14 protein-coding genes and 1 pseudogene are annotated in these 12,822 nt (G+C 63.7%); 9 read left to right on the plus strand and 6 right to left on the minus strand.

Going from position 1 to position 12,822, the window contains the following annotated elements:
• Positions 1–478 precede the first annotated feature (478 nt).
• Together ACEK02_RS11065 and ACEK02_RS11070 are read left to right on the plus strand one after the other, a co-directional pair.
• Positions 479–639 (plus strand): annotated as a pseudogene (locus ACEK02_RS11065) (PepSY domain-containing protein); the annotation flags it as partial.
• A gap of 86 nt (positions 640–725) precedes the next feature.
• Positions 726–1,175 carry a tRNA (cytidine(34)-2'-O)-methyltransferase gene (locus ACEK02_RS11070; RefSeq protein ID WP_371421755.1) on the plus strand — a complete coding sequence of 150 codons (450 nt, stop codon included), beginning with the start codon at positions 726–728 and terminating at the stop codon, positions 1,173–1,175.
• Here the strand turns inward: ACEK02_RS11070 and ACEK02_RS11075 are convergent, their stop codons facing one another.
• Positions 1,176–1,652, minus strand: a complete 477-nt coding sequence (locus ACEK02_RS11075; RefSeq protein WP_371421756.1) for a hypothetical protein — start codon at positions 1,650–1,652, stop codon at positions 1,176–1,178.
• 257 nt (positions 1,653–1,909) lie between these two features.
• Between ACEK02_RS11075 and queE the strand changes: the two genes are divergently transcribed.
• The 4 genes from queE to ACEK02_RS11095 all read left to right on the plus strand — a co-directional run bounded on the left by queE (position 1,910) and on the right by ACEK02_RS11095 (position 4,063).
• Positions 1,910–2,542 carry a 7-carboxy-7-deazaguanine synthase gene (queE, locus tag ACEK02_RS11080; protein WP_371421757.1) on the plus strand — a complete coding sequence of 211 codons (633 nt, stop codon included), beginning with the start codon at positions 1,910–1,912 and terminating at the stop codon, positions 2,540–2,542.
• A 31-nt stretch (positions 2,543–2,573) separates the two neighbouring features.
• The gene (locus tag ACEK02_RS11085) at positions 2,574–2,939 is read left to right on the plus strand and encodes a 6-pyruvoyl tetrahydropterin synthase family protein (RefSeq protein ID WP_371421758.1); all 366 of its coding nucleotides are present in this window, start codon (positions 2,574–2,576) and stop codon (positions 2,937–2,939) included.
• Positions 2,940–3,006: 67 nt separating this feature from the next.
• Complete coding sequence (locus ACEK02_RS11090; RefSeq protein ID WP_371421759.1) at positions 3,007–3,729, plus strand: aspartate/glutamate racemase family protein; 723 nt, start codon at positions 3,007–3,009, stop codon at positions 3,727–3,729.
• A gap of 82 nt (positions 3,730–3,811) precedes the next feature.
• A complete protein-coding gene (locus ACEK02_RS11095; RefSeq protein WP_371421760.1) occupies positions 3,812–4,063 on the plus strand; it encodes a YodC family protein in 252 nt (83 codons plus the stop codon).
• 46 nt (positions 4,064–4,109) lie between these two features.
• Here the strand turns inward: ACEK02_RS11095 and ACEK02_RS11100 are convergent, their stop codons facing one another.
• From ACEK02_RS11100 to ACEK02_RS11120, 5 genes are read right to left on the minus strand one after another with little or no spacing between them, the layout of a single operon-like run.
• Complete coding sequence (locus tag ACEK02_RS11100) at positions 4,110–4,973, minus strand: serine hydrolase domain-containing protein (RefSeq protein WP_371421761.1); 864 nt, start codon at positions 4,971–4,973, stop codon at positions 4,110–4,112.
• A gap of 14 nt (positions 4,974–4,987) precedes the next feature.
• Positions 4,988–6,241, minus strand: a complete 1,254-nt coding sequence (locus ACEK02_RS11105) for a CCA tRNA nucleotidyltransferase (protein WP_371421762.1) — start codon at positions 6,239–6,241, stop codon at positions 4,988–4,990.
• Positions 6,238–6,501, minus strand: a complete 264-nt coding sequence (locus ACEK02_RS11110; RefSeq protein WP_371421763.1) for a DUF6111 family protein — start codon at positions 6,499–6,501, stop codon at positions 6,238–6,240. Before ACEK02_RS11110 ends, ACEK02_RS11105 begins: the two co-directional genes overlap by 4 nt.
• On the minus strand, positions 6,498–7,163 hold the full coding sequence (locus ACEK02_RS11115; RefSeq protein WP_371421799.1) for a CoA pyrophosphatase: 666 nt from the start codon (positions 7,161–7,163) through the stop codon (positions 6,498–6,500). The genes ACEK02_RS11110 and ACEK02_RS11115 overlap by 4 nt, the downstream gene beginning before the upstream one ends.
• 35 nt (positions 7,164–7,198) lie before the next feature.
• A complete protein-coding gene (locus ACEK02_RS11120) occupies positions 7,199–7,810 on the minus strand; it encodes a DUF1285 domain-containing protein (RefSeq protein ID WP_371421764.1) in 612 nt (203 codons plus the stop codon).
• Positions 7,811–8,057: 247 nt separating this feature from the next.
• Here ACEK02_RS11120 and ACEK02_RS11125 point away from each other — a divergent pair, with 247 nt between their 5' ends.
• The 3 genes from ACEK02_RS11125 to ACEK02_RS11135 are packed head-to-tail and all read left to right on the plus strand — an operon-like array spanning position 8,058 to position 12,819.
• Entirely contained in the window at positions 8,058–9,062 is a 1,005-nt protein-coding gene (locus tag ACEK02_RS11125; protein ID WP_371421765.1) for an AAA family ATPase, read from the plus strand.
• The gene (locus ACEK02_RS11130; protein ID WP_371421766.1) at positions 9,062–10,006 is read left to right on the plus strand and encodes a DUF58 domain-containing protein; all 945 of its coding nucleotides are present in this window, start codon (positions 9,062–9,064) and stop codon (positions 10,004–10,006) included. Before ACEK02_RS11125 ends, ACEK02_RS11130 begins: the two co-directional genes overlap by 1 nt.
• Positions 10,006–12,819, plus strand: coding sequence for a DUF4159 domain-containing protein (locus ACEK02_RS11135; RefSeq protein WP_371421800.1), 2,814 nt, complete (start codon positions 10,006–10,008; stop codon positions 12,817–12,819). Before ACEK02_RS11130 ends, ACEK02_RS11135 begins: the two co-directional genes overlap by 1 nt.
• The last annotated feature ends 3 nt before the right edge of the window (positions 12,820–12,822 follow it).

Here is a 12,822-nt window from a genome sequence, read left to right on the forward strand (position 1 = left end):
CAAGATGCGATGCACCACAGAATCAACGCCTTTCCGCGCCGCGGATAATTCGGCGCGTCGTGACGATCAGAAATGGCTGTCCGGCTGGGGGCGAGACAGACGATCGCGATTCGCCGTCGATAGCGCCCCGCCGATTTTCCTGACACCTCGCGCGCGGCGATTCGTGACGGCCGGGCAAAAACAGCAGCAGTTCATGACCGCGAATAATTCTGCGTCGTTTCGGCAACAAATCGCGCGTTTGAAGACGTTCTAAGCTCCTAATTCTATTCTCATTCTTCGACTGCGCTAAATCGATGGCCTCCAAATCTTACCGGTAATGGGCCGGTCTAACTGAGGCATCGCAGCGTCATGACAAAACCACATCTCATCGAACCGACAATCCGACTTCAGGCAGATCAAGACCCAGGACGCGCAGACCCTGACCCAGGCCCTGCGCTACACCGCGGGTGCCAATGGCAATGGCGGTTCCGACACCCGCCTGGGTCTGCCCGGCCGCATCCTGATTTCTGCGATGGGCTCGTGGTGGCGGCACTCTCGGTGACCGGTGTCGTGATCTGGTGGCGCAAGCGACGCGCCCGCGTGAAGGCGCGCGAGACGACCGAAGCACGTTCAAACACACGACTGGCGCCGGCGGAGTAGATCCACCGGCCTTGTCCGGCTACAGGTCAGGCGCTATCGCCTGAATCGGGCCACGTCGATCGCGACGCGGCCGGAGAAAGTTCGCCGTGCGTATCGCCCTCTACCAGCCCGACATCCCGCAGAACACCGGCACCATCCTGCGGCTTTGCGCCTGCCTCGACGTCGAGGCGCATATCATCGAGCCCGCGGGCTTTCCGATATCCGACCGGCACTTCCGCCGCGCGGGCATGGACTATCTCGATCAGGTGTCGATCGTCCGGCACGATTCATGGCGGCATTTCGAAGAGTGGCGCCGTGAGGCCGGTCATCGGTTGGCGCTGTTCACCACCAGGGGCGCGGTGCCGTATCTCGAACACCGCTATGACGCCAATGATATCCTGATGTTCGGGCGCGAATCCGCCGGCGTGCCCGACGACGTCGCAGCGGCGGCCGATGCGCGGCTGGTGATTCCGATGCGCCAGGATCTGCGCTCGATCAATCTGGCGATGACGGTGGCCATGGCGCTCGGTGAAGCGCTGCGGCAGACGCGCGAGTGACTACCGCCCGCTCGGCACGCGTGTGGCGATGTAGTCCTTGCCCTTTGCCGTAAATGTCTCGCGGATGATGAATCCATCCGCTGGCGACATCGGACCGATCGGCACCGGCCCGGTCGGCATGATCAGCGTGGCATTGCCGCCGACGAAGATCAGCAGGTGGCGGCGTTCGGCCAGCAGCTTCTCCGACCAGGCGATCACGCCGGAATAGATCGGCTCCTTCTGCCAGGCGAAAGGCGAGCCTGGATCGACCTGGCCATAGATGAAGCCGGTGGTCGGATAGACCGAAAACACGATTTTGGAGTTTTCCGGCTTCCAGGACTCCGGCATCTCGTCGTCCTGGATCCAGACGCAATCGAATGCGCGGCACTGCTGCGGCCGGGTGTCGTAAATCTTGCAGCCCTGCGCGATCGCGCAGTGCTTGCACCACTTGCCGGCCGGCTTGGCGAGGTCGTCGATGCGATAGACCTTGCAGCACATGGTGCAGGTCCCGCACGTACGCGTGTTTGCGGCAGAACTGCCGGATGTGACGAGCAAGGGCTGCATGGTATCCAGGTGCGACAATTTGACGTGATGTCTCCGACCTTTGGCTGCAGCAGCTCGACATCGCAATTGACATGTCGGTGATCGGCCGGGACATCCACGGTCCAGCCGTGCTAAGAGCCGCCGCTTACCCCATATGGAACCAGGACGTGGCCCGAGCCGGATCGGGCATGCCGGTTTAGAGAGCTGAAACAGTGAGTTACGCGGTCAAAGAGATTTTCCTGACGTTGCAGGGCGAAGGCGCCCATGCCGGCCGCGCGTCCGTATTCTGCAGGTTTTCCGGCTGCAATCTCTGGACCGGCCGGGAGCAGGACCGCGCGGAGGCCACCTGCCAGTTTTGCGACACCGATTTCGTCGGCATGGACGGCACGCTGGGCGGCCGCTACCCCACCGCCAACAAGCTCGCCGACACCATCGCCGCGCAATGGGTGGGACCGTCCGACAACCGCTATGTGGTGCTGACCGGTGGGGAGCCCTTGCTGCAGGTGGATGCCGAACTGATCGATGCGCTGCATGATCGTGGCTTCGAGATCGGCGTCGAGACCAACGGCACCGTGGCGCCGCCCGTAGGCATCGACTGGATCTGCGTCAGCCCGAAGGCCGGCGCAGAACTGGTGGTGCGCAGCGGGCACGAATTGAAGCTGGTCTATCCGCAGGCGGCAGCAATGCCGGAAAAGTTCGAAAACCTCACCTTCGAGCGGTTCTCATTGCAGCCGATGGACGGGCCGGACGCCGTCAGCAATACCGCCCACGCAGTGGACTACTGCCTGCGCCACCCGCAATGGCGGCTGAGTGTGCAGACACACAAGACACTCGGGATCCGCTAAGGACCACGACTTCTAAGGACGACGACTTCCTATGTGGGAATTGACCAAATCGTTTCGCTTCGAGGCGGCGCATGCGCTGTCTCACACCACGCTCGGTGAAGTGAGCCAGGAAATCCATGGCCACTCCTTCCGTGCCGAAGTGACCATTCGCGGCGTGCCCGATCCCGTGACCGGCATGGTGATGGATCTCGGCCTGCTCGACCTCCAACTCGACGAGTTGCGCAAGACGCTCGACCACAAGTTTCTCAACAACATCGAAGCGATCGGCATTCCGACGCTGGAAAATCTCTCGCGCTTCATCTGGGACCGCGTCGCCGACAAGGGCCCGGTGGTCCGGGTCGGCGTATTTCGCGACAGCTGCAACGAGAGCTGCGTGTATTTCGGGCCGAAGGGCTGAGTTACCGACGCTGGCACTTTCGCGCGGGTAATGATTGGATGCGTGGTCATCATGAAAGTTGCATGACGTGCGCATCCTGCTGATCAATCCCAACACCACCGAGTGTGTCACCACGCTGGTCAAGCGGCATGTCGAAGTCATCGCCGGGGATGCCGCGACCTTTGTGCCGGTGACCGGCCGGTTCGGCGCCCGCTATATTTCGACGCGCGCCTCGGCGGCCATCGCAGGCCATGCAGCGCTCGACGCCTATGCTTCTCATGGCGCCGGCTGCGATGCGGTCTATCTCGCCTGCTTCGGCGATCCTGGCTTGCTGGCGCTGCGCGAAATTGCGGACATTCCCGTGGTCGGCATGGCCGAAGCGTCCTGCATCGAGGCCTCCAGACGCGGGCGTTTCGCCATCGTCACCGGCGGCGCGCTCTGGGGACCGATGCTCCGGGAATTCGTCGGGAGCATTGGCTTGGCCGGCAAACTTGCCAAAATCCGCACCATCGCACCGACCGGCGGCGATATCGCCCGAAATCCCGATGCAGCCCTGGCCGCACTCGCTCAGGCTTGCACCGATTGCGCCACGCAGGATGGTGCCGAGGTCGTGATCCTCGGCGGCGCGGCACTGGCCGGCCTTGCGTCTCGTATCCAGGCCGACGTGCCGGTACCTATCTTGTGTTCCGTCGAAACCGGCACGCGTGCCGTGATCGCCGCAGCAGCGAAAGGTCTCGACTGCAGCCCGCCGCCTGCGCTGGAGAGTGTCGGTCTCGGCGCGGAACTCGCGAAACTGCTTCAACAAAAATAGCTCGTGGAAACATCCCCGTGTTCGGCCTGTCATGACGCGGAGCTAGACTCAGCGCGCGTCAAACATTTTTCGGGAGCCGACCATGGAATTGAAATCAGGCGATGTCGTCATGCTGAAGTCGGGCGGTTGCCCGCTGACCGTGGCCGACGTTGACGGCGACAACATCGAATGCATCTGGCTGGGCGAGGAAGGCGATTTGTTCCGCGAGACCCTTCCGCGTGCCGTGCTCGAACTCGCCCTCGTCATCCCGCATGACGACGAAGACGAGAGCGAAGACGACGAAGCTGAAGAACACGACGACGAAGAAGAAGAGCACAAGAGCAAGGTGGCCTGATCAGGCCATCCGCCGCCGGGCGCAAATGTCCGGCGGCGGCTTTTGCTCACCTTTGCAGACCGAGTTTGAACGCATCCGCCTCGATATTGCCTGCAGCACCGTCGGTCGCGAAGACCGCAACGGTCGTTTGTCCATGTTCGGGACAATGATAGACGGCAATGCCGCTGCCCGGACCTCCGCCAGTATGCCCGACCACACGCAAACTGTTGACTGCGGTTCCGGTCATGACGCCCAGGCCGTAAGCCGCATGGTGCCACGGACGCCCGGCGCCGGGATCGCCAACTGCGATCCCGTGACACATCTCGTCGCGCAGGCCAGCAGGCAGCAAGTCCGTCGTCATCAACCGGTGCAATAGTGTTGCGGCATCCCGCAATCTCCCGATCGCCAACCCGTGATAGACCCAGCGCGGATCGTAGGACTGCGCATTACCCATCCGCACATCGGCGAGATCGACACGATGACTGGCGATGCGCGGCCCGACTACGCCGAGCGGTTCGAACAACCGGTGCCGCATCAGCGCGTCGAGTGTCAGTCCGCTCACGCATTCGAGATGTTGCCGGACGAGCAGATAGCCTACATTCGAATAGGTGAAATGGCCCGGTTCAATTCCGGCATGCAGGACGGAAACTGAGTGCAGCAGCCGGTCGACCGGCCACGCATCCTCGTCGGCGGCAACCGCCGCATGATAGGCGGGAAGTGAACCATAGTCCGCCAAACCTGCGCGGTGCTGCAGCAAGTGGCGGAGCATGAAGGTCTGGCCTGGCAGCCTATTATCCAGAGCGAACTGACCATCACGCACCATTGTCAGTGCCGTGGCGGCCATCAGCGTCTTGGTGAAACTCCACCACGGCACAACGACGTCGGCATCATCGCTGATATCGGCAAAACCGGGGCGAATGACATGCTTCATGGTGCCGTCGGGACTTAGAGCTGATGGTCGTGCTTGAACCGCGCGATGGTCTGATCGGCGATCACCGTCATCACATCGACCTCCATCGGAAAATCCAGCGCGAGCCAGGCATCTTCCGCCAGCGCCAGCACATGGCCGAGCGCCGGCCCCTTGGCGATGCCGCGCGCCATGAAGTCGGCGGCCTTGAGCGGAAAGACCGGCGGGGTCCACCGCTCCGGCAAGGTCACGAGCGCCTTCCAGGCCTCGCTGTCGGCATCGCGGCCAGCGCGGGCCCAGGCCAGCATCATCCGGTTGCGATAACGGGTTTCGCCAAGCCGATAGAGTCGCCGCCGGGCGCGGGATTCGTCCATACCCTTCAGCCGCCACCAGCGATGGCCCATCGAATCCAGTGCCTTGGTTTCGTCATTGGATAGACGCAGCTTTTGCGCAAGCCGACGCGCGTCTTCGGTGACGGCCACGCCAAGCGCGCCAAGCCTCAGAATCGCATCGGGTTTTAGCCCCAGCGCCTGTTCGATGGCGATCATTGCGGCGAACGGTCCCTTGTAAGTGACACCGCCCACGATCCGCAGCATCAGGCCGGCATCGACCATCGCATCCACCGCCGCGAAGGCGCCATCGGCTACCAGCAGCTTCGTCATTTCCATCCGCACGCGCTCGGCCGACAGCCCGGCAATGCCATCGCGGCCGCGAATGCTGGCGAGATAGCCTTCGCGATCCGGCGCCCCGGCGCCATAGGCGGCATGAATGCGGAAGAAGCGGAGAATGCGCAGATAGTCTTCGGCAATGCGCCGGTCGGGATCCCCGATAAAGCGGACACGCCGTGCATCGAGATCGACGAGACCGCCGACATGGTCATGCACCATACCGTCAATCGATGCCGACAACCCGTTCATGGTGAAGTCGCGGCGCTCCGCATCGCGCTTCCAGTCGCGCCCGAACGCCACCTTGGCCTTGCGGCCGAAGGTCTCGACGTCTTCGCGCAAGGTCGTCACCTCGAACGGCGCGCCGTCGACCACCAGTGTCACAGTGCCGTGCTCGATGCCGGTCGGCACGCTCTTGATGCCAGCCGCCTTGGCGCGGCGGATCACTTCGTCGGGCAAGGCCGTCGTGGCTATATCGATTTCGCCCACAGGCAATTTCATCAGAGCATTGCGCACGGCGCCGCCGACGACGCGGGCTTCCTCGCCATTGCCATTAAGCAGCGCCAGCACCTGCCCGGACGGTCCTGACGTGAGCCACGGCGCGTCGTGCAGTTTACGCATGCTCATTTTTCAACCCCGGGGACGAGCTTGCCGTTCTCGATATGCGCGGGGACATAGGTCGATCCCGGCGACGCGCCGGAAAATTGCGCCAGCAGCACGAGGCTCACGATCACCAGCACGGAGGCGGCGATGGCGAGCTTGATCATCACCGGCATCGGCCATGATGATTTCAACACCACGCCGTTCTTGGTGGCGAACAAAAACAACGCGTAGAGCCCGAACGGAATCAGAAAGATGCCGACTTCGGTCAGAACCGGACGGATCATGTCAGCACGATCCGTTCATACAGCACGCGCAGAATGCCTGCAGTGGCACCCCAGATATAACGTTCGGCGAACGGCATCGCGTAATAAGACCGTTCCATGCCCCGGAATTCCTTGCTGTGCAGCTGATGATTGGCGGGGTCCATCAGGAACGCCAGCGGCACCTCGAAAGCGCTTTCGACTTCGTTCTCGTTGATCGTGAGATTGAAGCCCGGCTTCACCCGCGCCAGCGTCGGCAGGATGCGAAAGCCGAAGCCGGTCGCATAGAGATCGAGATAGCCGATCGGCTCGACGAAGGAGCGATCGAGGCCGATTTCCTCCTCGGCCTCGCGCAGCGCGGCGTCCAGCGGCGAGGCATCGCTCGGATCGATCTTGCCACCGGGAAACGATATCTGTCCGGCATGATCGTTGAGATGCGCGGAGCGCTGGGTGAGCAGCACGGTCGGCTGTTCGTGTTCGACGATGCCGATCAGGACCGCGGCCGGGCGGATCGGCCGCTCCTGCGCCACGATCTGGATCATGCGGTCGTTGCCGGCATCGCCGGTGACGGGAATGATGCTGGCGTCGGTAAGCCCCTCGGGCACGTCGAAATGCAGGCGTGCCTTCGCCCGCTTGAAAAACTCAACTGAACCGATATCCGCGGCATCCGCGTCGGTCTTCAGCATCGGCTCATTGGCCCGGCTCACTTCAATCGGCTCACTTATGTAGCTTCCCTGACCTGCTCCGCATCGGCCATGGCGAAAAACGCGCCCGCGGAGGCGATGCCGAACATCGCGGTACCATCGACCATTCGCTCCTCCCCCATGTCAACCAGATCGTAATAGATCGCCCGCGTCACCTTGGCCCACAAGTCGCTACGCACATGCAGATACGGCGTCAGCCCGCCGTCCCCGGCCATATTGAATCGCAACTGGTGCTCGCTGTCACACGTCACCCAATCGTCGACATTGGTGCGAAACTTCAACACCCTGCTGCCCGCGTTCTGCTCCTTGAGCATCTCAACAGCGAGAAAAGGAACATCATCGACGGTGATGCCGACCTTCTCTACCGGGGTCACGAGAAAGTGCTTGCCGTCCTCACGCTTCAGGATCGTTGAGAACAGCCGCACCAAAGCGGGCCGGCCAATCGGCGTGCCCAAATAGAACCACGTACCATCGCTGGCGATTCGCATGTCGAGATCGCCGCAGAATGGCGGATTCCACAGATGCACAGGCGGCAGGCCCTTGTCCGCTTTACCGCCGCCTGCAGCATCGCGCGCCGCAGCGGTCAGGCCATCCAGCCCCTGATTTGCGATCTGCCCTTGCTTCGCCATTGTTTGCCCTGACTTTACCACTGCCATTTGGCACGATTGGTGCACGTATTGAAACGTGTGATGTCACAATCCAACTCGCCATAACGTGATGCAGTTCATACCCGCATCCCGATATTGTGGGGATAGTTTAATTCAACAAATACATGGCCTTCGCTTAAGTTTAGCATCAGGTCCATGAAATACTAAGATGGCATGGCGACAATGCAGCGGCGTTCTTTCGGGCGCCGTTCACCCGAAGGAGCAATGGATGGCTGGCGCTGACAGTGTCGAGAAAATCGAAGACGTGATTGTCCGCTCCGCGGAACAGGTGGCTGGCCAGATGCGCGCTGCCAAGGAAGCGATCTCCACTGTCATCTTCGGCCAGGAACGCGTCGTCGAAAACACACTGGTGACGATCCTCTCCGGCGGCCATGCGCTGCTGATCGGCGTCCCCGGTCTCGCCAAGACCAAGCTGGTGGAAACGCTGGGCGTCACGCTCGGCCTCGATGCCAAGCGCATCCAGTTCACCCCCGACCTGATGCCATCAGACATTCTGGGCGCCGAAGTGCTGGACGAGAGCATCGCCGGCAAGCGCTCGTTCCGCTTCATCTCCGGGCCGGTGTTCGCGCAGCTCCTGATGGCCGACGAAATCAACCGCGCCAGCCCGCGCACACAATCCGCGCTGCTGCAGGCGATGCAGGAACAGCACATCACCGTGGCCGGTGCGCGGCACGACCTGCCGAAGCCGTTCCATGTGCTGGCCACGCAGAACCCGCTGGAACAGGAAGGCACCTATCCGCTGCCCGAAGCGCAGCTCGATCGCTTCCTGATGGAAATCGACGTCGATTATCCGGATCGCGATGCCGAGCGCCGCATCCTGTTTGAAACCACCGGTGCCGAGGAAACCATCGCCAAGGCCGCAGTGACCGCCGACACGCTGATCACAGCACAGCGGCTGGTGCGCCGCCTGCCGGTCGGCGACAGCGTCGTCGAAGCGATCCTGACACTGGTGCGCTCCGCACGTCCGGGACCGGACGCCGGCGACGCCAGCAAGCTCATCGCATGGGGTCCCGGCCCGCGCGCCTCGCAATCGCTGATGCTGGCAGTGCGTGCGCGCGCATTGCTCGATGGCCGCCTCGCGCCCTCGATCGACGACGTACTCGACCTCGCCGAACCGATCCTGAAGCATCGTATGGCACTGACCTTCACGGCGCGTGCCGAAGGCCGCACGGTCGCCGATGTGATCCGTCAGCTCAAATCGCGGATCGGTTGATGGCCGCAGTGCCGGATCACGCCACGCAGGAGATCATCGCAGTCCGCCGCGCCGATGGCGAAAGCCGTACGCTTGCTGCATCGCTGCCGCGTCTAGTGCTGGAGGCCCGGCGCATTGCTGCGACCGTCATCCATGGCCTGCATGGCCGGCGCCGCGCCGGCCATGGCGAGAGCTTCTGGCAGTATCGTCGTTTCGTCTCCGGCGAGCCGTCGCAGAATGTGGACTGGCGCCGTTCGGCGCGCGACGACCATTTGTATGTCCGCGAGCAGGAATGGGAAGCCGCGCACACAGTTTGGCTGTGGCCGGACCGTTCGCTGTCGATGGCCTTTGCCTCCAAGGGCGCGCGCGACAGCAAGCTAGAACGCGCGCTGATCGTCACCTTCGCGCTGGCCGAATTGCTGGTCGCCGGCGGCGAGCGTGTCGGCGTGCCCGGCCTGATGAATCCGACCTCCAGCCGCAGCGTCATCGACAAGATGGCGCAGGCGATGCTGCACGACACCACCAACCGCGCCAGCCTGCCGCCATCCTTCGTGCCGTCGGCGCTGGCCGAGATCGTGGTGCTCGGCGACTTCTGGTCGCCAATGCCGGAGATCAAGGAGATGCTCGCTGGTCTGTCATCGTCCGGCGCGCATGGCGCGCTGGTGCAGATCGTCGATCCCGCGGAAGAAAGCTTCCCTTATTCCGGCCGCGTCGAATTCGTCGAGCCGGAAAGCGGCAATGTCATCACCGCCGGCCGTGCACAGACCTGGGCCGAGGATTATGTGGCACGCGTCGCCGCGCATCGCGAGGAAATCCGCGCCGAGACGGGCAAGCTCGGCTGGCTGTTCTCGACACACACCACCAGCCGCTCGGCCGCTGAGCTGCTGCTGTTCCTGCATGGCGGCATGATGGTCAACAAATCTGCCGGCGGCGGCGTCATGGTCAAGGCAGGACGTTCAACATGATCGGTGGCTTCCCGCTCGCCTTCGCCCAACCGCTGCTGCTGCTCGGCCTGATCAGTCTTCCCGTGCTGTGGTGGCTGCTGCGCGTGATGCCGCCGCGTCCGCAGCGCATCGCATTTCCGCCGACACGCTTGTTGTTCGACATCACGCCCAAGGAAGAGACCCCGTCGCGCTCGCCATGGTGGCTGACGCTGCTGCGCCTGCTGGCTGCGGCGCTCATCATCTTCGCCGCCGCCGGCCCAATCTGGAATCCGCAAACCGGCACGGCCGGCAGTAACGCACCGCTGACCATCCTGCTCGATGACGGCTGGAGTGCTGCAGCGAGCTGGGACGCACGCGTCAAGGCCGCAGACGAGCTGATCGCCAATGCCGACAGCAATCGCCGCGGCGTGGCCCTCGTTCCGCTGTCGGAGCCGAACCGCGACATCACAATGCTGCCCGGCGGCACTGCGCGCGTCGCACTGCGCCAGCTCTCGCCGAAACCTTACGCGATCGACCGCGTCGATACGCTGCCGGCGCTGGAGCGCTTCCTGAAAGCCACCGGCGACAGCGAAATCGTCTGGCTCTCGGATGGCGTCGACACCGGCCGCGGTGCGGATTTCGCGCAGGGCCTTGGAAAGACCATCGGCGACCGCACTCTGACCATCTATGACGGCGGCGCCACGCCGGCCCATGCGCTGGTGGCAGCAGAAAATGCTGCGGCCAAGATGACCGTGAAGGTACTGCGTGCCAATAGCGGCGGCCCCGATGGGGGCGTGGTGCGCGGCCTCGACCAGAAGGGATCGCCGGTCGGCGAGGCCAAGTTCCTGTTCACGCCGAATGATCGCGAGACCGAGGCCTCCTTCGATCTGCCGGTCGAACTGCGCAACGACATCGCAAGACTCGAAATCACCGGGGAGCGCTCGGCCGGAGCCGTGCAACTGCTAGACAAGCGCTGGCGCCGCCGCGCCATCGGCATCGTCTCAGGCGCCACCAGCGACACCGCGCAGCCACTGCTGGCCTCGACCTTCTATCTGACCCGCGCACTCGCACCGTTCGCCGATATACGGCTCGGCGATCGCGGCGCGCCGCAGCAGGCAATCACGCAATTCCTCGACCAGAAACTACCGATGATCGTGCTGGCCGATGTCGGCACGCTGTCGCCGGAAATCCGCGAGCGTCTGAATGCCTGGATCGATGCGGGCGGTGTACTGGTACGCTTCGCCGGTCCGCGCCTCGCGCAGGGCGATGACGATCTCGTCCCGGTGAAACTGCGCCGCGGCGACCGTAGCCTCGGCGGCAGCCTGACCTGGGAGAAGCCGCAGCATCTGGCTTCCTTTGCCGCCGATGGCCCATTCGCCGGCCTCCCTGTGCCGAAAGACGTTACCGTGAACCGTCAGGTGCTGGCCGAGCCGAATGCAGCACTGGCCTCGAAGAGCTGGGCCTCGCTGGTCGACGGCACACCGCTGGTCACAGGCGAGCGCCGTGGCAAAGGTCTTGTGACGCTATTCCATGTCAGCGCCGATATGCGCTGGTCGGACCTGCCGTTGTCTGGCACCTTCGTCGAGATGCTGCGCAGGGTCGTCGATATCTCCGGCTACACGTCCACGCCCGGCGCAGGTGTTGCCGGCGAGACCGGCGCGGAGACGGTTGCGCCGCTGCGTACGCTGGACGGCTTCGGTACCTTCACCCCGCCACCATCGACGGCCAAGCCGCTCGCCACTGACTATCGTGACCGCGCCACGCTCGACCACCCGCCGGGCTTCTATGGTCCTGCCGATGGTCCCCTGGCGGTGAATGCGCTGGCATCAGCCGATCGCATCGGCCCGATCGATTTCTCAGGCCTGAAGGCCAACCGCGCCAGCTACACCAATGCCGAACCGCGCGACCTCCGCGGCATCCTGCTGTCGACCGCACTGGCCCTGTTTCTGGTGGACGCGATCATCGTCGCGCTGCTCGGCGGCGCCATCGCGTCGATGTTCCGGCGCCGCGCCGTCTCGACCGTCCTTGCCGTGGCGCTCGCGCTCGGCACCATGATGGGTGCACCGGCGCCATCGCGTGCCGATCGGGCCAGCGACGATTTCGCTGTCAAAGCAGTGTCGCAGACTCGGCTCGCTTACGTCGTCACCGGGAATGCCGATGTCGACTCGATCGTGAAATCGGGCATGACCGGGCTGACGCTGTTCCTCGCACAGCGCACAGCGCTGGAAGCCGGCGAACCGGTCGGCGTCGACCCATCGCGCGACGAATTGTCGTTCTTCCCGCTGATCTACTGGCCGATCATTCCCGGCGCGGCCAAGCCGCCGCAGGATGCCATCAACCGCATTGACGCTTACATGAAACAAGGCGGCACGGTGCTGTTCGACACCCGCGATGCCATCGAAGCGCCGCCCGGACCGAATGGCGAATCGCAGACGCCGGGCATGCTGACGCTGCGCAACATCCTCTCCTCGCTCGATGTGCCCGAGCTCGAGCCGGTGCCGCGCGAACATGTGCTGACCAAGACCTTCTACCTGCTGCGCGACTTCCCCGGCCGTTTCAATTCCGGCCCGACTTGGGTCGAGACGCTGCCGCGCGACGACGGCGACGACGCTGCCTCGCGTCCGGCCCGCGGCGGTGACGGTGTGTCGCCGATCATCATCACCTCGAACGATCTCGCCGGTGCCTGGGCGATGCGCCCCGACGGCCAGCCGATGCTGCCGCTGACACCTGGCGAACCGCGCCAGCGCGAATTCGCATTCCGCGCCGGCGTCAACATCGTGATGTATACGCTGACCGGCAACTACAAGGCCGACCAGGTGCACGCGCCGGCGCTCATCGAACGTCTCGGACAATAGGAG

Source organism: Tardiphaga sp. (genome assembly GCF_041424195.1).
Taxonomy (GTDB): Bacteria; Pseudomonadota; Alphaproteobacteria; order Rhizobiales; family Xanthobacteraceae; genus Tardiphaga.